At 65.7% G+C, this 22,426-nt stretch carries 14 protein-coding genes; 10 read left to right on the top strand and 4 right to left on the bottom strand.

Annotated elements, in window-relative coordinates:
* The first annotated feature begins 3 nt into the window (after nucleotides 1-3).
* From xylB to POM99_RS06140, 6 genes are all read left to right on the top strand, one after another.
* Nucleotides 4-1,452: a xylulokinase gene (xylB, locus tag POM99_RS06165; protein ID WP_277275973.1), complete on the top strand. Its 1,449-nt coding sequence runs from the start codon at nucleotides 4-6 to the stop codon at nucleotides 1,450-1,452.
* A 6-nt stretch (nucleotides 1,453-1,458) separates the two neighbouring features.
* Nucleotides 1,459-2,766: a xylose isomerase gene (xylA, locus tag POM99_RS06160; protein ID WP_277275972.1), complete on the top strand. Its 1,308-nt coding sequence runs from the start codon at nucleotides 1,459-1,461 to the stop codon at nucleotides 2,764-2,766.
* Between the two features lie 137 nt (nucleotides 2,767-2,903).
* Nucleotides 2,904-3,593, top strand: coding sequence for an acetylxylan esterase (locus POM99_RS06155; RefSeq protein ID WP_277275971.1), 690 nt, complete (start codon nucleotides 2,904-2,906; stop codon nucleotides 3,591-3,593).
* 11 nt (nucleotides 3,594-3,604) lie between these two features.
* Nucleotides 3,605-5,056: a family 43 glycosylhydrolase gene (locus tag POM99_RS06150; protein ID WP_277275970.1), complete on the top strand. Its 1,452-nt coding sequence runs from the start codon at nucleotides 3,605-3,607 to the stop codon at nucleotides 5,054-5,056.
* 101 nt (nucleotides 5,057-5,157) lie between these two features.
* Nucleotides 5,158-5,898: a FadR/GntR family transcriptional regulator gene (locus tag POM99_RS06145; RefSeq protein ID WP_277275969.1), complete on the top strand. Its 741-nt coding sequence runs from the start codon at nucleotides 5,158-5,160 to the stop codon at nucleotides 5,896-5,898.
* A gap of 126 nt (nucleotides 5,899-6,024) precedes the next feature.
* Nucleotides 6,025-8,346, top strand: a complete 2,322-nt coding sequence (locus POM99_RS06140) for a glycoside hydrolase family 95 protein (RefSeq protein ID WP_277275968.1) — start codon at nucleotides 6,025-6,027, stop codon at nucleotides 8,344-8,346.
* Here the strand turns inward: POM99_RS06140 and POM99_RS06135 are convergent.
* From POM99_RS06135 to POM99_RS06120, 4 genes are all read right to left on the bottom strand, one after another.
* Entirely contained in the window at nucleotides 8,343-9,830 is a 1,488-nt protein-coding gene (locus POM99_RS06135) for a family 8 glycosyl hydrolase (RefSeq protein ID WP_277276000.1), read from the bottom strand. The two genes, POM99_RS06140 and POM99_RS06135, sit on opposite strands and share 4 nt — an antisense overlap.
* 5 nt (nucleotides 9,831-9,835) lie before the next feature.
* Nucleotides 9,836-12,469 (bottom strand): glycoside hydrolase family 3 C-terminal domain-containing protein, encoded by a 2,634-nt coding sequence (locus POM99_RS06130; protein WP_277275967.1) that lies wholly within the window; start codon nucleotides 12,467-12,469, stop codon nucleotides 9,836-9,838.
* A gap of 97 nt (nucleotides 12,470-12,566) precedes the next feature.
* Nucleotides 12,567-14,129 carry a tryptophan halogenase family protein gene (locus POM99_RS06125; RefSeq protein ID WP_277275966.1) on the bottom strand — a complete coding sequence of 521 codons (1,563 nt, stop codon included), beginning with the start codon at nucleotides 14,127-14,129 and terminating at the stop codon, nucleotides 12,567-12,569.
* Nucleotides 14,130-14,201: 72 nt separating this feature from the next.
* Nucleotides 14,202-17,132: a TonB-dependent receptor gene (locus POM99_RS06120; RefSeq protein ID WP_277275965.1), complete on the bottom strand. Its 2,931-nt coding sequence runs from the start codon at nucleotides 17,130-17,132 to the stop codon at nucleotides 14,202-14,204.
* A gap of 355 nt (nucleotides 17,133-17,487) precedes the next feature.
* Between POM99_RS06120 and POM99_RS06115 the strand changes: the two genes are divergently transcribed.
* The 4 genes from POM99_RS06115 (at nucleotide 17,488) to POM99_RS06100 (ending at nucleotide 22,349) form a co-directional block, all read left to right on the top strand.
* Entirely contained in the window at nucleotides 17,488-18,192 is a 705-nt protein-coding gene (locus POM99_RS06115; protein ID WP_277275964.1) for a SapC family protein, read from the top strand.
* A 1-nt stretch (nucleotide 18,193) separates the two neighbouring features.
* The gene (locus POM99_RS06110) at nucleotides 18,194-19,207 is read left to right on the top strand and encodes a cupin-like domain-containing protein (protein WP_277275963.1); all 1,014 of its coding nucleotides are present in this window, start codon (nucleotides 18,194-18,196) and stop codon (nucleotides 19,205-19,207) included.
* 167 nt (nucleotides 19,208-19,374) lie between these two features.
* Nucleotides 19,375-20,454, top strand: a complete 1,080-nt coding sequence (locus tag POM99_RS06105) for an alpha/beta hydrolase (protein WP_277275962.1) — start codon at nucleotides 19,375-19,377, stop codon at nucleotides 20,452-20,454.
* Nucleotides 20,455-20,492: 38 nt separating this feature from the next.
* Nucleotides 20,493-22,349 (top strand): NPCBM/NEW2 domain-containing protein, encoded by a 1,857-nt coding sequence (locus tag POM99_RS06100; RefSeq protein ID WP_277275961.1) that lies wholly within the window; start codon nucleotides 20,493-20,495, stop codon nucleotides 22,347-22,349.
* Nucleotides 22,350-22,426: the final 77 nt, after the last annotated feature.

Genomic DNA, 22,426 nt, shown 5'->3' with positions numbered 1-22,426 from the left:
CTCATGTTCCTTGGCATCGATGTCGGCACCAGCTGCGTGAAGGCGGTGATCACCGCCGAAACCGGCGAGGTTCTGGCGCAGAACAGTTCCGACCTGACCGTATCCCGCCCCCGCCCCTTGTGGTCGGAACAAACGCCAGCTGATTGGGTGGACGCGGCGCACAAGGCGGTGCTCGGCATCGATGGCACCTTGCGCGCAGGGGTCAGGGCCATCGGCCTTGCCGGGCAGATGCATGGCGCGACCCTGCTGGGTTCGGACGACAGGCCCCTGCGCCCCGCGATCCTGTGGAACGACGGGCGCAGTTTTGCCGAATGTGCCGAGATCGAGGCAGCCGAACCCCGCAGCCGGGAGATCACTGGCAATATCGCCATGCCGGGCTTCACCGCGCCCAAGCTGGCGTGGGTGCGCAAGCACGAGCCCGACGTGTTCGCGGCAACGCGATCCGTGCTGCTGCCCAAGGACTATGTCCGCCTGGCACTGACCGGCGAAAAGGCCAGTGACATGTCGGACAGCGCGGGCACGCTATGGCTCGACGTGGCCGCGCGCGCCTGGTCCGCCGATATGCTGGCTGCCACCGGGCTGGATGAAGGCCATATGCCCCGCCTGCATGAAGGCCCCGAAGTGACCGGCGTGCTCCGTGATGACGTGGCGCGCAATTGGGGCATGGACCGTGTGCCGGTGGTGGCCGGCGCGGGCGACAACGCTGCCGGTGCGCTGGGCGTGGGCGTGCTGGGTGATGGCCAGGGCATGCTGTCGCTTGGCACATCGGGCGTGATCTTCGTGGCCAATGCCGCCTTCCGCCCCAACCCGGCCCAAGCGGTGCATGCCTTCTGCCATGCCCTGCCCGGCATATGGCACCAGATGAGCGTGCACCTTTCCGCCGCATCGTGCATCGATTGGGCGGCGCGCGCCTGCAACGTGCCCGGCCCGGCCGAGTTCTTCGCGCTGGCGGAGCAGGCCGGTGCGGCCAGCGGCGATGAGCTGTTCCTGCCCTACCTCTCCGGCGAACGCACCCCGCACAACGATCCGCACATCCGTGCCGCGTTCCTCGGCCTCGGCAACGAAAGCACCACGGCACGAATGGCGGCGGCGGTGCTTGAGGGCGTCGCCTTTGCCCATGCCGATGGCATCGATGCGCTGCGCAGCGCGGGCACGCGGATCGATGAACTTTGCGTGATCGGGGGCGGTTCGCGCTCTGCCCACTGGGGACGCATCCTGTCCAGCGTGCTGGGGGTCCGGCTCGTCTACCTTCAGGGCGGCGAAGTCGGTCCCGCGCTGGGCGGTGCCCGCCTCGCACAGATGGCCGCAACCGGCGCGGCCGCCGTCGATGTCTGCACTCGCCCGCCGGTTCGCGCGGTGATCGAACCCGACGCTGATCTTGCTGCCCGCCTTGAACCCAAGCGCACCCGTTTCCGCGCGGCCTATGCCGCGATTTCCGCCATCAAGGAGTAAGTCCCCATGTCCGCAGCCTATTTCGAAGAATTCGCCACCGTCCGCTATGAAGGGCCCGAGAGCACCAGCGATCTCGCCTACCGCTTCTATGACAAGGACCGCGTCGTCTTCGGCAAGCGCATGGAGGATTACCTGCGCTTTGCCGTGTGCATGTGGCACACCTTCTGCTGGCCCGGCAGCGACGTGTTCGGCGCGGGCACGTTCGACCGGCCCTGGCTGAATGGCCCGCAGGACGAAGCCGCCGCCCGCGCCAAGCGCGAAGCCGCGCTGGCCTTTGTCGAGAAGCTCGATCTGCCGTTCTACTGCTTCCACGATGTTGACGTGATGGCGCCGGCCGAAAGCATCGGCGAATTCCGCGCCAGCTTTGCCCGCGCGGTCGATCATCTGGAGGAACTGCAGGCCGCCCACGGGCGCAAGCTGCTGTGGGGCACCGCCAACCTCTTTGGCCATCCGCGCTACCTTGCCGGCGCCGCCACCAGCCCCCGCCCCGAAGTCTATGCCTGGGGCGCCAGCCAGGTGCGCGATGCGCTTGAGGCGACGCATCGCCTTGGCGGATCGAACTACGTTCTGTGGGGCGGCCGCGAAGGCTATGACACGATCCTCAACACCGACCTGAAGACCGAGCAGGATAACTTCGGCCGGTTCCTGTCGCTGGTTGTCGAGCACAAGCACAAGATCGGCTTCAAGGGCACGATCCTGATCGAACCCAAGCCGCACGAGCCGACGAAGCACCAGTACGATTTCGACACGCAGACGGTGTATGGCTTCCTCAAGCGCTTCGGGCTTGAGAACGAGGTGAAGGTCAACATCGAGGCCAATCACGCCACGCTTTCAGGCCATACCTTCGAACACGAAATCGCCATGGCCGGCGCGCTGGGCGTGTTCGGCTCGATCGACGCCAACCGTGGCGATCCGCAGAATGGCTGGGATACCGACCAGTTCCCCAACTCGGTCGAGGAACTGACCCTCGCCTGTATCGAGATCGAGCGCGCGGGCGGGTTCACCGATGGCGGCTTCAACTTCGACGCCAAGGTTCGGCGCCAGTCGGTCGATGCGGTGGACCTGTTCCACGGCCACATCGGCGGCGTGGACGTGATCGCCAAGGCACTGCTGCGTGCCGAGGCGATCATCGCAGACGGCCGCATCGACGCCTTCCGGGCCGAGCGTTACGCCGGGTGGAACGGTGAACTGGGCCAGACCATCCGCAAGTCGAGCCTTGCCGAAATCGCCGACCTTGCCGTGGCGCAGGACCTCAAGCCCGCGCCGGTTTCCGGCCGGCAGGAGTGGCTGGAGAACATGCTCAACCGCTTCTGATTTCTGGTACGACTTTACCAATCAAAGGCCTGCCGGGGACACCACGCCCGGCAGGCCTTTTTCGCACCGAGCCCATATAAATCAGGTTGAACCCATCCTCACTTTAACTCATACAAATAAAAATTCGTGAGGATGCCATGATTCGACTGACCCGCCTGCGCAGGGCGGCAGGTGCACTGCTGTGCCTTGCCGCGCCCCCAGCCCTTGGCCAGGCTCCGGCCGCTCTTGCACCCTATTTCGCCCCAGCCTCCACCGGAAGCGCATCGCCCGACGAGGAGGGCTTCATCCGCCGCTGGATGCTGCTGGAACCGATGGTGAAGCCCAATCGCACCAACCAGCTGTTCACCAGCGCCTACGTACGGCAGGCTTTCGTGGATGATCGGCCATCCGGCATCGACAGCACGATACCGCGCGACGGCACAGCCATCACGCACAGGGGCGCGACGCTGCGCTGGCATGCGCTCGATGCAGCACAATGGGACGCCAAGCTGTTCTACTTCGCCGCCGCCTATGGCAAGCCTACCTATGGTGTGATCTTCTGGGCGACCACGGTGATCGAGGCCCCGCGCGAAATCCAAGATGCGCATCTCGCGGTCGGCTCCAACTCCGCCTCGATGTGGTGGCTCAACGGCACGGAAACCGCCGCCCTGTTCGGTGATCGGCGGATGGTGATGGACGATGTCGTCTCGCCCGCCGTCACGCTGAAGAAGGGGCGCAACGTGCTGACCGGCGCGGTCATCAACGGCCCCGGCCTGAGCGACTTCGCCGTCCGCTTCGTCGACGGCAAGGGCGCCCCGATCCGCGACATCAAGATCAGCCTGCGCTGAAGAGACGATCCATGCCCTCCAAACTCCTTCTTGCCGCCGTGGCCCTCGCGCTCCTTCCCGCCGGCCTCGTTGCGCAGACCAATCCCGTCGCCCAGCTTGAAGGCGAACCCTATATCCACGATCCGTCGACCATCGTGGAATCCGATGGCCGCTTCTACACCTTCGGCACTGGCCAGGGTGGGCTCGTGTCCTCTGACGGCTGGACCTGGACCGGCGGTCCGGTCCGCCCCGGAGGCGGCGTCGCCCCCGATGTGATCAAGCTCGGTGACCGCTACTTCGTCGCCTGGGCGGTCGGCGGCGGTGGCATGAATGGCGGCCATCGCAGCGATGTGAAGATCATGTGGACGAAGTCGCTCGATCCCACCTCGAAGGACTTCGGCTTCCACGACGTGGGCACCGTGGCCTCGAGCGACGGGATGGAAAACAACGACGCGATCGATCCCGCCTTCCTGCTTGCCGAAGGGCGTCTCTGGCTCAGCTACGGCACCTATTTCGGCGCGATCCGCATAGTCGAGCTTGATCCCCGAACCGCTGAACGCCTGCCCGGCAACAAGCCGGTGGACATCGCCATCGACATGGAGGCCACCGCGCTGATGTATCGCGATGGCTGGTACTACCTGCTCGGCACGCACGGCACCTGCTGCGACGGCCCCAATTCCACCTACAACATCCGCGTCGGCCGTTCGCGTAGTCCGCTCGGTCCCTATCTCGACAATTTCGGCGTGCCCCTGCTCAAGGGTGGCGGCAAGCTCGTCTGGGGCTCCAACGGGCGCGGCATGGGCGCCGGGCACTTCGGGCTGGTCGACCTCGGCGATGGTGTGGAGAAGTTCTCGTTTCACTACGAGGCGGACCTCGACCGCTCGGGACGGAGCGTGCTCGCCATCCTGCCGCTCACCTGGAAGGACGGCTGGCCAGTCGGCAACGAGAACCTTCGCCCCGGCACTTACGAGATCCAGTCCGAGCGCGGCGGCGCGTTGCAGCTGGCAGTGGACGAAGTACGCATGCCCTTCTCCTGGACCGGGTTCGGGCCGCCAAAGGAGCCGGTCAAGTCGCTGGCCGAACAGACCCTTGCCCAGAACAGCGCCAGCTGGCCGGCTGGCGAGATCCCGGTCGACATGGGCGACTACATGGTGCGCCCCCACCAGCACTGGACCATCGAGCCGGTGGCAGGCGCCGGCGGCTGGTTCGGCGCGCCCTATGTCAAGATCGTGATTGCCGGCACCAACCGCGCGCTTGCCGCGACACCCACCGGGGACGTGGTCGCCGCGCCTGCCTTCACCGGCGCGAAGGAACAGTTGTGGCGGATCGACCAGCTGACCGACGGCACGTTCCGCATCATGCCCAGCAGCATGCCCGATCCGTTCCACCCGCTGGCGCTGGCTGCCGTGGGCGCCAGCACGCCGCGACTGGTGCGGTTCGATCCGGCCTCGCCCGCGGGCCGGTGGACCTTCCGCCGGCCGTGATGCCCGTCGCGCAATCACGACTTTGCACGCTGCGCCTGCTTGAAGCGCTGGACATCCCCCGAATTGCGTACAAATAGGGCAATGGGCGCAAGGAGCATGGCGTGTCGCGAAAGAAGGTAGCCGGGACGGACACGATCGACAGGTCTGACAAATCGCTCAGACTGCACGGCAGCATTGCGCGCGACCTGGGCATCGCCATCGTGACTGGGCAATATCCGCCCGGCCACGTGCTCACCAGCGAAGTCGATTTCGCCGAGCGCAACCACATCTCGCGCACCGCCTATCGCGAGGCGATCCGCATCCTTGCCGCCAAGGGGCTGGTCGAAAGCCGTCCCAAGGCCGGCACCAAGATCACCGACCCGTCGCGCTGGCACATCCTCGATCCCGATGTCCTTGCCTGGACCTTCGAGGGCGAGCCCAGCCAGCAGGCGATCGACGACCTGTTCGAACTGCGCCTGATCATCGAGCCTGCGGCCGCAGAAATCGCCGCCACCCGACGAACCGGTGCGCAATTGGCGCAAATGGGCCATTCGCTCGAGGAGATGGCCCGGCACACCCTCGCCTCCCCGCTCGGCCAGGCGGCGGATCAGGCCTTTCACACCACGCTGCTGAAGGCCACCGGCAATATGGCGCTGATCTCGCTCGCCAGCACGATCTCCGCCGCCGTGCGCTGGACCACGATCTACAAGCAGCGCAAGCGGAAGCTGCCGCGCGATCCGCTGCCCGATCACCGCCTGCTGTTCGACGCCGTGGCGGATGGCAATGGCCCTGCCGCCCGCGCAGCCATGCAGAAGCTGATCGAACTGGCGCTCGCCGATATCGATCCTCCGGCAGAGGGTTGATCCGCCCGCTTTTGGCTGGACAGAGCGCTATTTAATCATACTTATTGCCAGACAGCCTCGTGCTGCCCGGGCCGTCCTGGCGAGCTCGTGGGGTCGTCCTCGTCCTTCGCCGCCATCGGAAACAGCATGCCCCTTTCCCGCAGAACCGTGATCAAGGCCGGCGCTGTTGCGGCCGGTAGCAGCCTTGCACGCCTGCCCGCGGTTGCCGCAACCGAGCAACCCGGCGCCGACCTGCTGTGGTATCGCCAGCCCGCCTCCGTCTGGACCGAAGCGCTCCCCGTCGGCAACGGCCGCCTTGGCGCCATGGTCTTCGGCGGCGTGGCAGGCGAACACATCCAGCTGAACGAGGATACCCTGTGGAGCGGCGGCCCCTATGACGATCGCAATCCCAAGGCGGGTCCGGAGGCCGTGGCGCGGGTGCGACGGCTGATCGATGAACGCCGTTTTGCAGAGGCGGAAGCGCTCGCCAACGAGACCCTGATCGCCCGTCCGCAGGGCCAGATGTCGTACCAGACCTTCGGCGACCTGTTCATCGACATGGACCTGCCGGGCCAACCCGCACCCTATCGCCGCGAACTCGATCTCGACCGCGCTATCGCCACCACCCGCTTTGCCATGGGCGATACCATCCTTTCGCGCGAGGTTCTGGCCAGCGCCCCGGATCAGGTGATCGTCGTGCACCTCTCGGCAAGCGGTCAGCCGCTCGATTTCTCCCTGCGCTTTGAAACCCCGCAGGACGCGACGGTCACGGCCGCAGGCAACGAACTGCGCGTCGCGGGCCGCAACCGTGCCGACCAGGGCGTGCCCGGCGCGCTCACGATCGCAGCACGGATTGCCGTCGAAACGGAAGGCGGGACCGTCCAGCCTGAAGGTTCGAACTTGCAGGTGAAGGGCGCACGCGCCGCGACGATCCGCATCGCCTTGGCCACGAGCTATCGTGGACCAGGCGACACGTCAGCGGATCCCGCCGCCACCGTCGCCAGACAGATCGCTGCATCCGCCCGCCGCCCGTGGGCCATGCTGCGCGATCGCCACCTGGCGGAACATCGCAGCCTCTATCGTCGCGCCGCAATAAACCTTGGCCCGGCCAGCCCATTGCCCACGGACGAGCGCATCGCGTCCAATGTCCACGCCGATGAACCGGCGCTCGCCGCGCTCTATTTTGCCTATGCGCGCTACCTGCTGATCTCCTCGTCCCGCCCCGGCACGCAGCCGGCCAACCTTCAAGGGATATGGAACGAAAGCACCAAGCCGCCGTGGGGGTCGAAGTACACGATCAACATCAACACCGAGATGAACTATTGGCTGGCCGATCCCGCCAACCTCGGCGATTGTGCGGAACCCCTGCTGCGCCTGGTGCGCGAACTGGCGCAAGGCGGGGCGAAGACCGCCCGCATCGTCTATGGCGCGCGCGGGTGGGTGGCCCACCACAACACAGACCTGTGGCGCGCTTCGAACCCGATCGACGGCGCAGCTTGGGGGCTGTGGCCGACGGGTGGTGCCTGGCTGTGCAATGCATTGTGGGATCGCTGGGACCATGGTCGTGACCGCGCCTACCTTGCCGCAATCTACCCGCTGATGCGCGGCGCGGCGGAATTCTTCCTGGATACGCTGCAATCCACGCCGCAGGGGCTGGTGACCTCGCCATCCATTTCGCCAGAGAACCGCCACCCCTTCGGCGCCTCGGTCTGCGCCGGGCCGGCAATGGATCGCCAGATCCTGCGTGACCTGTTCGACCGCACTGCGGATGCGGCCCTGTTGCTGGGCCGCGATGCGGACTTCGCGGCGGAGCTGCGCGAAACCCGCGCGCGCCTCGCGCCCGACCGCATCGGCAAGCTGGGACAGTTGCAGGAATGGCTCGAAGACTGGGACGAGGCCGCCCCGGAACAGGATCACCGCCACGTTTCGCATCTCTATGCGCTGTATCCAGGCCACCAGATTGACCTCGACCGCACACCGGAACTGGCGCAGGCGGCACGGGTATCGCTGAACCGGCGCGGCGATGAATCTACCGGCTGGGCCACCGCCTGGCGCATGGCCCTGTGGGCGCGCCTGCGCGATGCGGACCGTGCGCACGCAATCCTGCGCGCGCTGCTCGCACCTGCGCGCACTTACCCCAACCTGTTCGATGCGCACCCGCCGTTTCAGATTGATGGCAACTTCGGCGGGGCAACGGCGATTACGGAAATGCTGCTGCAAAGCCGCAGCGGAACGCTCCATCTCCTGCCCGCCCTTCCTCGCGCCTGGCCGCAAGGCCGCGCAACCGGGTTGGTGGCGCGCGGCGGCGTGGTGGTCGATCTGGCCTGGGCCGATCGCGCGCTTTGCGAGGCCGTGCTGCACCCGATGGAAATACAGGATTGCGAGGTCCGCCTCGGCCCGGTGCGTCGCACGCTACGTCTTGTGAAGGGCCGGCCGGTCCGTCTGATCGGGACGACCCTTTCTACCTAACGCGGCTGGATCACCCGGAATTCGCCGGAAAGGTGCATCATGCTCATCAGGTAGAGCATGCCGTCGAAATAGCGTTGCTCGCCTTGCGGCATGGGCGTGTCCCACAACTCCTTCACGAAGGCGCGCGCCAGCGGCTCCGGCGTTCCGGCAAGGCCCGCCACGGCAGTGGCCGCGACCATGCCGGGCGAATGCCGCGCAGACAGGGCCTTGCCGTCAAGCGTATAACGATCGGCGAACCGGTCGATCCCCTCGCCAGCAAGGAACGTCTGGATCGCTGTGCTCAGCCCCTTCTGGTGCGGATCCTTGCCCCACCAGCTGGCGTCCACCGACCAGTTGCTGGCCGTACGCCAGCTGTCATACCCGAAGGGATAGGGCTCGCCCGTGCCGGTCGGCATCGTGCTCCCGTCGAAATAGCTGTGATCGGGGGCCAGCCCGGTGCGTGGGTTGGTCACGCGCACGAAGTAGTCGCGGCTGACATCGGCGGCCTTGGCCCAGAACGCGCGGTCCGCCTCAGGCCCCCAGCGCGCCCACAGTTCATAGAACGCGGGCAGGTGATAGGATGCGTCCGATCCCGGATAGCCGACATCAGCCACGAAGCGGATCATCGCATGGCTTTCCTGCATCATCGGGCCGACCGCGTGCGGCCGTGGCGCGGGGTCGCGCCACGGTGCGGGCGGCGCCTTGCCCTGTGCGGCCAGCGCGGCGGCTTCGGCGCGGTTGTTGATGCTCGGCCACGGCGTGTCGGGCTGGATGAACGGCGCCGGGTCGTCAGGATGGATGCGGAACGGCGGCGTTCCGCTGCGCACCTCGCGATGGCGCATCGCGGTGAGGATGCGGTCCGCCTCGGCCTTGTAGTTATAGATGCCCTCGCCATTACCCCACCGGTTCGCCGCGAAATAGAGCGCCATGGCGAAGAATTCCTCGCCATCGGGTGCGGCCCCGGTGCTGCGCGGACTGCCATCGGTGCCCATCGACCACGCGAAATAGCCGTACGAGGGGTTGGCCGGGTCGGTGACCTGCATATAGGTCTTGGCCCAGTTCCACAGCGCGTCGAACTCGCGCTTGTGGTCCAGCTGGACCGCGATCATCATGCCATAGCTCATGCCTTCCGATCGGGCGTCGTTGTTGGCCCAGTCGGTGATATAAGCGAGCGTGCCATTGGCATTGGCGCCCGTCTCGAAATAGAGCCGCTGCTCCTGCCCGTCGCCATGGAAATAGGCGCGCCATGTCGCCTCGATCCGGACCTTCACCTCGTCGCGCGGAACACCGAGCAGTTCGGTGAACAGGTTGCGATAGGTGCCGGTGGCGAAGGCGCCCTTGCCATCGCCGGGACGCGCTGTGACCTTCCACAACTGCGCTTCCTTGTGCGGCACGAAGGCGATGCCCGGCGGCGGGGTAGACGCCTCGGTCACCTGCGGCTTGGGCGCGGCCTGCGCCATTGCCACCGTGGGTACGAGTGCCGCGCAGAGCGCCAGGGGCAGCATCCGTCTCACTTCGGCAGATCCACCACGCGATCTACGGCAAAGGTGGTTTCGCTCGCCGGCAACCCGCTGTCCGGCTGGCCACCGCCGACGGACAGGCGATAGGTCCCGGCGAAGACCTGCCGCGTGCCGTCGGGCCGCACCGCTGAAAGGTCGCGCGGGGAAAGCTCAATTGTCACCGCCTTGCTCTCGCCCGGCTGCAGCGCCACCCGCTGCAACCCGCGCAGGGCGATGCGCGGCGCGCCCGGCTGGTCGGGGAAGCGCAGGTAGGCCTGCACCACTTCCTCACCCGCCCGGCTTCCCGTGTTGGTAACCTGCGTCGTCACCCGGATGCCGTTCGCGGTGCTCGCGCCCACAGGCTCCACCTTCGGTGCGCCATAGCCGAACGTCGTGTAGCTGATGCCATAGCCGAAGCCATAGACCGGCTTGCCCGCGAAGTAGCGATAGGTGCGCCCCTTCATCGCATAGTCGGTGAACGGCGGCAGTTCGGACATGTCTCGGTAGAACGTCAGCGGCAGCCGGCCCGATGGGTTGGCCTTGCCCCACAGCACGTTGCCCACCGCCAGGCCCCCGGCCTGCCCCGGATACCATGCTTCCACCAGCGCGTCGGCGTTGTCCTTGGCCCACGAAAGGTTGATCGGGCTGCCGTTCATGGCAACCACCACCAGCGGCTTGCCCAGCGTGCGCGCGCGGATCAGCAGTTCGCGCTGGTCCATCGGCAGTTCCAGGTTGGTCTTGTCGCCGCCGTCGAACCCTTCGATCTTCAGCGGCATCTCCTCACCCTCGAGGTCGGATGTCAGCCCGACCACCGCCACCAGCACGTCCGCCTCGGCCGCGCCGCGCGCCAGGTCGCCCCACGGATCGTGCGTGATGCGCTTCCAGAACAGCCCCGGCCCGGCCGCGCCGCCGCCCTCAATGTCAAAGTGCAGTGGATAGCGCTCGCCCTTCTTCAGCTGCACTTCCACATACTTGGGGGGCTCGCCCCACAGCGAGTAATGGTCGGACACGATCGTCGGTTGGCCCCCCACGTCGATCGCGCCCTTCACCCCGGTCACGCCCATCTTGTAGAGTCCGCTTTCCGGTGCGACGAAGAAGCCGTCCCAAACCACGCGGTGGGCGTCGCTCACCTCTTTCAGCTGCATCGCGCTGCTGGCAAGGTTGCTCTCGATCCGCGTTGCCACCGGCTTGGTGGAATAGGCGCGCTCCCCTCGCGGCTTCGAGGCGTCGAGCGCGTTATAATAGACCGCGCGCAGGCCCGGCTTGCCATCGGGCGTCAGGAAATTGCCGTCCGTCACCAGGTCACCGTCGGTTATCGAGGGGGCGAAGGGCACATAATCGACCTTGGCGCCCGGCATCGCGCGGCGCAGGCCCTCTACCACCGAGATCGGCGGCGCCGAATTGGGCGAGGAATAGTTGCCGCGCAGCACCCGCGTCGCATCACCCAGCGGCCCGATCACCGCCACCCGCGCGCCGGGCTTAAGCGGCAGCACGCCCCCGTTCTTCAGCAGCACCAAGCTCTTTTCCGCAGCCTTGAGCGATAGATCCCAGCCGGCCTGCGCCCCTACCGCGCTCACCGGCGTGGCATTGGGCTGTCGCGCGCTCAGGCCCGCAAGATCGCCATTGCGGTATCGCGCCGAAAACAGCCGCAACAGCACGCGGTCGAGGTCTCCATCGGTCAGATACCCGGCCTTCAGCGCCGCGCGATAGCGATCCGCAAGGCCCTTCACTTCGCCGATCGTGCCGGTGTTGCATTCGTTGTCCATGCCCGCCAGCAGGCTGACCGCGACGCCGGAAGCCGCATCGGTCGCATACTTGTGCCGGTCATAAATATCGACCACCGCGTCGCAGTCGGAAACGACATAGCCCTTGAAGCCCCACGCCCCGCGCAGCCGGTCCTTCAGCAGCAGGTCGCTGGCGCAGGCGGGCTGGCCGTCCACGCGGTTGTACGCGCACATGATCGATCCGGCCTTGCCCTCCACGATCGCGGCGCGGAACGCGGGCAGATAGGTATCCTCCAGATCATGGCGCGAAACCATGATGTTATCGGTGTGACGGCTGGGTTCGGGGCCCGAATGCACCGCAAAGTGCTTGGGCGTGGCGATCACGTCGGGCAGCTCCGGGTTCGCACCCTGGATGCCGGTGACATAGGCGACGCCCAGCTTCGCCGTCAGGAACGGGTCCTCGCCATAGGTCTCCTGCCCGCGCCCCCAGCGCGGATCGCGGAAGATGTTGATGTTGGGCGCCCAGGTATCCAGCCCGGTGCCGATCTTGCCCAGATGCCCGGTCTGCCGCGCCAGCGTGTGCAGCCCCTGCAACTCGGTGCTGATCACCCGCGCAACGTCATGCACCAGCGCCGGGTCGAACGTCGCGGCAAGGCCGATCGACTGGGGGAAATTCGTCGTCGGCACCGCCCCGCCCGCGCCGTGCAGGCTTTCTGTCCACCAGTTGTAGGCCGGCACGTTCAGCCGGGGGATCGCCGGCGCCACGTTGAGCAGTTGCTCCACCTTCTCATCGGTGGTCATCTTCGCCACCAGCGCCGCGGCCAGCCGGTCTGCTTCGCCCCGCGGGTCCTGCCCCGCCGCGCCCTGGGCCTGCGCAGAAATGGACGTTAGCGTTACCACCGCGGTCGCTGAAAGGAGCATACGCGCAAGCCTGCGCGGCAAAGTCGAACTCTTGGTCACGGGTGGTCCTCTCTGGTGTTCTGTTCCGGTCGCGACCCGGCAGGCTTTGCTGCGTCGGTCAGACCGGCTGCAGGCCGTACTTGATGATGCGCTGGATCAGGTCGCGGTGGCGTGGCAGGCTTGTCAGCATCCGCGCGGTGTTGTCGGCATTCTCCCGCCGCGCCCGCCGCGCATCGCGCACCTCGGGCTCAAGCGTGCGGGCCGAGACTTCCGAGCGGAAGCCCATGCCATAGAGCACGTACTGATAGGACGCCGAGGGGAACACCTCGTCCACCCGGTCGAACTCCTCGTGCAGCCACGGCGGCTGGAACCGCCACAGCGCCATCAGGTCGCGCAACCGCTCAGGGATCGTCGCCGGGTCCATGTTGTCGCGCCAGAATGCGGTGTCGCGCCGCTGGCTCAGCACATAGTGCAGCTTCAGGAAGTCGATGATCCGGCCCCAGCGATACAGCGTCTTTTCGTTGTAGCGCCGCGCCACGATGTCCATCACCTCGCGGCGCGCGGGCATCTGGTCGGCGATCATCCTTGCCGACAGCTCGATCAGCACGATGGCCGATGCCTCCAGCGGCTCGAGGAAGCCCGCTGCAAGGCCCACCGCCACGCAGTTGTTCTTCCAGAACAGTTCGCGATGGCCGGAGCGTATGTCGATCTTGCGCACGCTCAGCCCGTCCGCCGCCGGCCCGATATAGGCGCGCAGCTCGGCCTCGGCGTCCTCGCGGCTGATGTGGCGGCTGGAATAGACATGCCCCACCCCGCGCCGGGTCGGCAGGCCGATGTCCCAGATCCAGCCCGCCGATTGCGCCGTGGAAATGGTGTGCGTGGCGATCGGCGCGTCCGCATCGGGATAGGGCACCTGCACCGCCAGCGCGGTATCGCAGAACAGGATGTCGTTGCAGTCCCTGAACGGTACGCCCAGCGTCTCGCCCAGCAGCAGGCTGCGCATACCCGTGCAGTCCACGAACAGGTCGCCGGCGATCTCGCCCGCCTGCTCGGTCTCGATCGCGCGGATATCGCCGCTTTCGTCCTGGATCACCCGCCGCATGTCGGCCAGCACGTGGCGCACGCCCAGCTTTTCGGTGCAGTGGCGCTGCATGAACGGGGCGAATTTTCCGGCATCGAGGTGGTAGGCATAGTTGGCCTGCCCCTCGTACTCGGCATTGGTCATGCTTTTCGGGGCCAGGTTCTCGTCGCAGATGCGCCCCTGCGGGCACACCGCGTCGCAGAACGTCTCGCCGTTGTCGCCGCCTTCCACCAGCGTCCCCGCCAGCCAGTGCGGCGCCAGGTTCAGCTCGCCGAACCGCTGCGGCAGCACCAGCGGATGGTAGTAGGCGTCATCGTCCGCCCCGGTGGTCCACTTGGCGAACAGCGCGCCCTGCTTGAACGCGGCGTCGCATTCGCGGAAGAAGTCGGTCTCGGAAATGCCCACGCTCTTCAGGGTGGAGCGCAGTGTGGGCCAAGTCCCCTCGCCCACGCCGATGATCGGCACATTGGGGGATTCGACCAGCGTAACGGAGAAATCGTGGCCGATGCGGGCCTTGTGCCTTGCGGCGATGATCGCGGCGGTCAACCATCCGGCCGTGCCGCCACCGACGATCACGACATCGCGCACTTCCCGCACCATTCGCGTCCTGCTCCGCCATCCTGTTTGTCGGCGACGCCGGGGGATGGATCCCGGCGCCGCCTTCTCGTTAGATCAGTAGTTGAAACGCACGCCGAAGACAAAGCGTCGGCCATAAGAGTAGGTATCGAGCGCCATGTTCGACCAACGGCCATAGGTGCTGTAGGTCGAATTGTTGAGGTTCGTCGCCTCACCGAACACCGAGAACTGCTGGGTGATGCGGTAGCTGGCGCTGGCGTCGATCTGGAACTGCCGGTTCACGTTGACCGGCTCGGCCCCAAAGGTGCCACCCTGGCGCTGCCCAAGCTGCAGCAGGTAGCTATCACGCCAGTTGGCCGCCACGCGCACTTCCAGACCATTCTTGTCATAGAAGCCCACGAAGTTGGCCGAATTGGCCAGGCCGGTGATCGCGAACGCCGAACCCGAGATGTCCTTGGGATCGAAGTTGCGATTGGTGCTCACAAACGTGCCGTTGGCGTTGAAGCCGAAGCCGCTCTCGCCGAACACGTGCTGCCACGCGATTTCCACGCCACGCACCACGCCGTCCGGACCGTTGACCTTGCCGTTCACCTGGAACTGCGCGGGCTGGTTGGTGAACGGATCGATCACACCATTAATCGTCTGCGTGCTGACACCACCAACGATGAAGTTCGAGATGAACTTCATGAAACCGTTGACCGCGAAGTACGAATTCTTGCCGTAGTAGTATTCGGCCCCGAGATCGAGGTTGTCGGCAAGGTACGGCTTGAGGTTGGCGTTGCCGCCCGATGCGGCAAGGCTGCCCTTGCGCAGGGTGCCCAGGTTGATTGTCGGGCGCAGGTCTCCCAGCGCCGGGCGCGTCAGCGTGCGTGACGCGTCGAAGCGCAGGGTCAGCTTGGGCGTGACCTCCAGCTTCACGTCGATCGAGGGCAGGACATAGTTGTAGTTGGACTGCCGGGTGATGTCCTGCTGCGGCGTATAGGTCTTGACGTTGATCAGCGTCGGGTCGGTCGGCACCGTTTCCAGCACCACCGGATTGCGGCCGATCGCACCCGAAGTCAGCTTCGTGTACTCATCGCGCACGCCGGCGCTGACATGGAAGGGCATGTTGCCCAGTTCGGTGTCGAACGAGACGTTGAAATAGGCCGAGAATGTCCGCTCGCGCACGTTGAGCACGGACGATGGGTCAAACGCCGGGGCAGTGGTGCCGCGGCCCGTGGCTTCCAGAACCTTGTAGACGGCCACCGGGTCATACACGATGATCGCCGGGGCCAGATCGCCCTTGTAGCCGGGGATGAACCCGTTGGTGTTGATCGTGCCCTGATAGACACTGTCAGGCAGCGGCGCCACCGCTCCGGTGCGGCCCGAAGGCGCGCCATAGCCGCCATAGCGGAAGAACGTGCCGTTCACGAAGGGGTTCTGCCCTTCCTGGTGGAACTTGTTCTCCTGGTAGCTGGCGCCGAAGCGGACCTTGACGTCGCCCCCGTCATACTTGCCGCCAATCTTCGCCTGGCGAACCAGGTCGGTGAAGTAGTTGGGGAAGCCGGCGATCACGTGGCTGCCGATGACCGTGCGGTCGGTGAACTTGGAAACGTTGCCAGCCGGACCCACGTCGTGGATGCTCGGCAGGAAGTCCTTGCTCGGCCCGAGAATGGCGACGCCGGTGTTGGCGCCCAGCACGGTCGAATAGTTGGTGCACGAAAGTGGCGGGGTGGTCGGACCCGCGCCTGCGGGATAGGTGCAGCCCGTGGACAGGAACGGCCCGTTGGGATCGCCGTTGGTGCCGCCATAGCCGATGTCCATGGCATTGTCGTAGCCGTTGTTGCCCGGGTTCAGCACCGAACGGGAAACTGCCACGTCGACATCGAAGCTCAGCCGGTCGGTGGCCTCCCACTTCAGGTTGCCGCCGATCATGTGCGTCTGGTTGATCGTCCGCGCCAGGCTGGCATTGAAGTCCATCGGCGTACCGAACTGGTTGAAATCAATGACGGTGCCGTTGCTATCCTGCTTCACATTGCGCAGGTCATCACCGTTGAACCAGGCGCCATAGCCATATGTGGCCGTATTGAGCGTCTGGCGCGTGAAGTTGCCGTCGATCGTCAACAGCACACGATCGCTTGGCCGCCACTGATAGGCGATGCGGCCGTCGATACGCTGGTCCTTGGTCGTAACCTGGTTGGCGCCCACCTGCTGCGGGAACCAGCCAAGCTTGTTCTTGTTCGCCGGCGTGAAGTCGCTGGTCTGACAGGCCGGGTTGGCCTGGCAGGCATAGAAGTAGTTGCCGATCCAGCCCGGGATGAACACCTGGTTCGCATCGGTATCGACCCGGCGATAGGCCGCATAGGCAAGGAAGCCCATGGTGTCGTCAGCGAAGGTCGTGCTGAACAGCCCTGCCCCTGAAGGGGTCACCTTGCCATTGCGGTCCTGTACCGAACCGGAAGCCTTCAGCGCAATCTTGGTGCCATTGGAATCGAACGGTTTTGGCAACGCGACATTGATCGTCGCGCCGATCGCGCTCGCGCCATATTCGACGTCGGGCGTCTTGTAGACCGAGATCGTCTGGACGAAGTCCGATCCGATCGTGGTGAAGTCCACCGCGCGGTTGCCCGAAGCGGTCGAAAGGTGGCGCCCGTCGAACTGCGTGTCGTTGAAGTCGCCACCGAAGCCACGCACGGTCACGCCGGTGGCTTCGCCGCGCGCGCCCGAACGCTGGATCGAGATGCCGGGCAGGCGCTGGATTGCGTCGGCCACGTTCGCATCAGGAAACTTGCCGATGTCCTCGGCAGAGATTGCGTCAACCACGCCCGATGCGGCGCGCTTGATCTCCATGTTCCGCTGCAGCGAACCGCGGATGCCGGTGACGACGATTTCGGTGCCGCTACCCGCATCGGCGGGCTGCATGTCGGCAGCGTCGGCGGCGGCCGGCTCCGGCTGGGCTTCTGCGGCACAGGCCGGCAGGGCAATGGCCAGCGCCATCACGCCCATCGCTCCTCCGATCAGGAACCGCGAATTGATTGAAGTCCTCATACCCTCTCCACTGCTTTCTCTGACGGCCCCCCCGCCCGGGAAGAAGACGAACCGGGCCATACCACCTGCCCGCAACAACGGGCCGGGACGGCAGCGCCTGATCGTGCAGGGAAATGCCGGGCGTCGTGACCCGGTAAGCCTCTCCATGCCGGCGCTCTGTTCGTCACCTTGCCCGATCTGTGTAGCGGATGAAGGTAGCGCTATCAACACTAAATTGTCTGCGCAATGGAGCAAGCCCTGCTGGCTGTTGCACAAACCCCACGGATGGCGTTACACATGGCATGTTAGCGCGCACATGGCGGCCTAGCCCCAGGCCTTAAACGGCGAAGAATGCGTGGGAAAGCAGGAGAGGCGAATGGCCGAGCAACTAGAGATCCTCAACACGGACGCGCACCGCGCCCTCGCGATGCACCCGCTTGGCGGCGATCATCCGCACATGGTGCAGATCGTCGTTTCCGAGGTCGAACGCGCTGCGTCGTGCTGCCCGGTCATGCTCGCCAAGTCGCCCGACACCGGTCGATTCGCAATCGTTGCCCTGTTCGGATTCAAGCAGGGTGAGATTCTGGTTGAGGGCGCAGACACTGGAAACGCTGCGTTTCTTCCCTACGACCTGCAGCGCCAGGGCTTCTTCGCCGCCGATGACAACATCGCCGTGGACCTCGCCCATCCCCGCTTCGCTGCTGGTGGCACGATCCCGCTGTTCGACCACACCGGCGCCCCTACGGACGATATGCGGCTGATCCAGCGCGCGATCGGCCAACTCATGAGCGGCGCCGCGCAGACCGAGCAGTTCATCGCCACGCTCGTGCAGGAACGCCTAGTCGAACCGGTCGATATCACGCTGTCGTTCGACGATGGCGAGACGATGTCGCTGAACGGTCTCTACACGGTGAGCGGCGAGGCACTCTCCGCGCTCGACGACAGTAGAATCATCAGACTATTTCGCTCCGGCTGGCTGCAGGCCGCACTGGGCATCCGCCTGTCGCTGCAACAGGTCGGCCTGCTTGCCCGCCGCCGCAACGAACGCCTCGCCGGCAACCTGGCGACCAGCTGGGCCTGACGTGCCAAGCCTCAAGGAACTGCCCCGCGGCCACGCCGCCCTCTCCGCGCCCGAGACCTTCCACCAGCACGTCATCCTGGAAGCCAGGCCTGTCGTGCTGCGCGGCCTCTGCGCAGAGCTGCCCGCAAGCTCCGCCGGCACCCGATCCGCGCAGGCACTGTTCGACTACCTGCTCGCCTTCGACAGCGGCCGCAAACCAATGATCTTTACCGCGCCTCCGGACATCGGTGGGCGTTATTTCTACAACAGCGATCTATCAGGCTTCAATTTCACCCGTCTCGAGGCTGCACTGCCAGAGGCCTTCGACCGGATCCTGCGCTACGCCGCTGATCCCTCCGCGCCCACCGCCTACCTCGGCTCGCTCGTCGCTCCTGCCTACCTGCCCGGCTTTGCCGAAGCCAACCGTGTGCCAATCGTGCCGCCGCAGGTCGAACCGCGCCTGTGGATCGGCAACCCCTCCACCGCCGCCGCACATTACGATGCGTTCGAGAATCTCGCCTGCGTACTGCTCGGCTCGCGCCGCTTCACGCTCTATCCACCTGATGCCATCGGCGATCTCTACGTCGGCCCGGTTGACCTGACCATGGCCGGCCAGCCCGCCAGCCTAGCCTCCGCCGCTGGCGATCCCGCCACCTATCCCCGCTTCGAACAGGCCCGCGCCCGCGCCATCACGGTCGAGCTCGCTGCCGGCGATGCGCTGTTCCTGCCCAAGCTGTGGTGGCACCAGGTCGAAGCCTGCGATCCGGTGAACGTCATGCTCAACTACTGGTGGGACGCCACCGCCATCGGCCCAGATGCGCCGCTGCTCGCCATGCTGCTGTCGATGATCGCCATCGCCGAGCGCCCCGAAGCCGAACGCGCCGCCTTCCGCGCCTTCTTCGATCACTACGTCTTCCGCCCCGAAGGCCACCCCCTCGCCCACCTGCCCGAAGACCGGCGCGGCATCCTGCGCGACATCAATGGCGCCAGCTATGGCCAGATCCGCGCAACCATTCTTCAGGCGCTGCGCCGCTGACAGCTTGACACGGCCCGCCCGCAATCTAGTCTGACTAAACAAGAGTCTGGCAGCCGTGGCACACAGGCACGCCGGGGCCGATCCTCACAGAATCCGCGTTCAGAGCGGTCATCTGTACCTCGGCTTTATCACAACAGATCGTACAATAATTCCGGGAGAGTCCTGTCATGCGCCCATTCCGCGCCGTGTCCTGCCTTGCCGCGCTCGCCATCACACTGGCGGCCTCGCCACCATCAACCGCTCAGGTGAACACCTCCGCCCCCGCCGCCGTGGCCGGCGCGGCCAAGGTGAAGATCGAGAGCATCACCGTTCACGGTCGCGCACTGGAAGGTGCGCTGGAAGGAGACAGCGCCGACCGCGAAGTGCTCGTCGTCCTCCCGCCCAGCTACGGCAAGGCCCCCCACCGCCGCTATCCGGTCGTCTATGCCCTGCATGGCTATTCCATCGGCGCCCGCCAGTGGACCGGCGAGATCCACGTACCGCAAGTAATCGAAGGCGCCTTCGCCCAAGGTGCGCACGAGATGATCTTCGTCTTCCCCGACAGCAAGACTGCGCACAACGGCTCGATGTATTCCGCGTCGGTCACCACTGGCGATTACGAGCGCTTCATTTCGCACGATCTCGTCGCCTATATCGACAACCACTACCGCACTCTCGCAACGCGCGCGAGCCGCGGCCTCGTCGGTCATTCGATGGGCGGTTACGGCGCCACCCGCATCGGCATGAAGCATGCTGACGTCTTCGGCGCGCTTTACCTGATGAGCCCCTGTTGCCTCTCCGCGCGCGGCCTGTTCGGCCTCTCGCCCGAAGCAATGCAGGCCTATGCCGCCATGAAGAGCCCTGCCGATTCCGCCAGCTTGCCCTGGGCGCAGCGCGGCACGCTCGCGGCCGCCGCAGCCTGGTCGCCCAACCCCGCCAACCCGCCGCTCTACCTCGATCTGCCGCTTGGCCCCGATGGCAAGCCGCGCGATGACGTGCTCGCAAAATGGGCCGCCAACGCCCCGCTTTCCTTTGTCGACCAATACATCGGCAACCTGCGCCGATACGCCGCCATCGCCATGGATGTGGGCGACAAGGACAGCCTGAAGGATGATACCGCGCGCCTGCATGAAGCGCTGCTGCGCTATGGCATCGCCAACAGCTTCACCATTTACGATGGCGATCACACCAGCCGCGTCGCCTTCCGCTTCCAGGCTCAGGTCGTCCCCTTCTTCAGCCAGCATCTGGCGTCGGGAGCGGCCAAATGAGGCGGCGCCACATTGCCGCAGCATGGCTTGCAGCATCAATGCTGACCACCGCAGCATACGCAGCCGACAAGCCGCTTGATGCGACCGGCCACTGGAGCGTCACAGCCCGGGGCAACGCGCCCCTGCCACCCATGGGCTGGAACAGCTGGAACGCCTTCAACAGCGACGTCGACGAGACCAAGCTGATGGCCGCGGCGCAGGCGCTGGTCGATACCGGCCTTGCCCGCCTCGGCTATCGCTATGTCGATATCGACGACGGCTGGTGGCTGCGCCGCCGCACCACCGACAACCGCCTGATGATCCGCACCGCCAACTTTCCTTCGGCCCGCACCGTGGATGAGGCCGGCAGTTTCCGCCCTCTCACCAATCGGTTGCACGCCATGGGCCTGAAGGCGGGGATCTATTCCGACATCGGCCGCAATTCCTGCGGCCAGGCCTATACCTCGCAGTTCGCCAACCAGCCCGAAGGCACCGTGGCCGAACGCGAGGTCGGGCTTTATGGCCATATCGAGCAGGACATCGCGCTTTTCCTTGGCGAATGGAACTTCGACCTGGTCAAGGTGGATGGCTGCGGCATCCGCGCCATGAGTGCGGAAAACCCGCTCGTCGCGTCAGGCCGCTACCGCGAGTTAAGGCCGCTGATCGATTACGAGACCCTGCCCAACAACGATGTCGCCACCGTCCGCGTGCTTTACCAGCAGGTGGCCGATGCAATGCACCGCACACGGCCCGCGAACGACTATGTCTTCTCGCTCTGTCTGTGGGGTGCGGCAGACGTCCGTTCTTGGGCGGGCAAGGTCGGAAACATGTCGCGCACCAGCGAGGACATTTCGCCCAATTGGGAACGCATGCTGCACAATCTTGATGCGGCATCGCGGCGCGAACTCTATGCCCACCCCAACAGTTGGAACGATGCCGACATGCTGTTCGTCGGCAGCGGCGAATTCGACATGGACCACATGGTCGAAGCGCGCTCGCACATGACGCTGTGGGCCATGCTCAATTCGCCGCTGATCATTGGTTTTGACATGCGCAAGGCCACGCCCGCCCTCGTCTCGGTGCTCGGCAATCCTCACGTTGTCGCGCTGAATCAGGACAAGGCGGGCAACCAGGCGGTGCTCGCCTATGACGGCGAGACAGTGCAGATCTTCGTCAAGACTCTCGCCGATGGCACCAAGGCGGTCGCCCTGTTCAACCGCAGCGGCAGCCCAGTCGATGTGAAGCTCACTGCCGCGCACCTCAAATACCGGGTCGACCGCAGCATTGCCCTAACGGACCTTTGGGACGGTGGCCGGTCATCGTTCCAGGGTGAAACGCCTGTCCATCTGGACCGCCACCAGACCCTGCTGTTCAAGGCCGTCGGGGTACGCGAACACCCGCAGGGCCTATACCTGTCCGAACAGCCGGGCTCGGTAAACCCGGCGGTCGATGGCATCGTCCACCCCATGGCGGATCCGCTCGTCCATCGCGGCCTGCTGCCCTGGCGCTCAACGCGCGGCGATGGCGAGCATCCGCTTTATGGCGGCTGGGGCGGCGCACGCGCCGATGCCACGCCTTTCGCCCAGACGCCAAAGATGGCGGGCAAGACCTATCCCAGCAGCATCGGCATCCTTGCCAATTCGCGCCTGGAAATCCGCAACAACGGCTTCGCCACCTTTTCGGCCCTGGCCGGTGTGGACGACGCTACCGCCGATCTCGCCGCGCAAGTGCGCTTCTCTGTCCATGTCGACGGCAAACGGATGTTCCAGTCCGCGTGGATGAAACGCGGGCAGCAGCCGGTGCCGATCAAGGTTCCGATCAAGGGCGCGCGCATCGTCGAACTTGTCGCCGAAGGAGATCACCCCGTGATGCAGGATATCCCCGTCAACTGGGCCATGGCAGCGCTGGACTGGTAAGGCGCCGTCCGTTTTGCAGAAAAGAAGGCCCGGAAAGCATCTTGCCTTCCGGGCCTTTCAGTTGATGGCAGCGACCT

The organism is Novosphingobium cyanobacteriorum (genome assembly GCF_029436685.1).
GTDB lineage: Bacteria > Pseudomonadota > Alphaproteobacteria > Sphingomonadales > Sphingomonadaceae > Novosphingobium > Novosphingobium cyanobacteriorum.
Note: the sequence above shows the minus strand (reverse complement) of the source record. Positions and strands in the feature narration are given on the sequence as shown.